The organism is Campylobacter sp. B0100352/1, from assembly GCF_020135855.1.
Classification (GTDB): domain Bacteria; phylum Campylobacterota; class Campylobacteria; order Campylobacterales; family Campylobacteraceae; genus Campylobacter_D; species Campylobacter_D taeniopygiae.
In genome coordinates, this window is sequence record NZ_JACHTP010000094.1 from 1 (window position 1) to 556 (window position 556).

The window sequence follows — 556 nt, forward strand, 5'->3', positions numbered from 1 at the left end:
GCCATACAGCTTAGTGATTCTGGATTAAAATCAAGAGGCTTTCAAGCTCTTTGGCTTGGAGCACAATTAGGAGATGAAAAGTGTTTAGAAAGATTGTATCGTCCTTTATATGGAATACACGAAAACCCTTTAAAACAACAAATTATCAAAAACTTTGCCAAACATCCTCCCTATGATAAATATGGTATGCTTCCTTTTTTAGATGAGTTAATCTCTACAGAATGGATTATAGATCCAAACGAGTATGATTTTATTTATGATATTGATAATGATGTAGTAACAGCAATGTTAAGAGGAATCGATAAGGGTAAATACAAGGATCCAAGAGATGTGGATTCTACTCCTGAAAGCAGATGGGAATTTGATCAAGAAATAGATGCTTATAAAAAAGGTTGTGTAAGAAGTTATAGTTATGATATACCTAATCGCTGGAGTGAAGCAAAGGTAGAAACTTATCTAGAAGAGCTTTATTTGCAAGCCAAACTCGCAGCCTTAACCCCTCCTCAAGGTTATCCTAATGCACCTTATTATTTTAGTCCTGAAAGATTAGATTTTC

1 pseudogene is annotated in these 556 nt (G+C 34.4%); it reads left to right on the forward strand.

What is annotated here, in order from left to right:
- Positions 1–556, forward strand: a pseudogene (locus H2279_RS08685) (hypothetical protein); the annotation flags it as partial.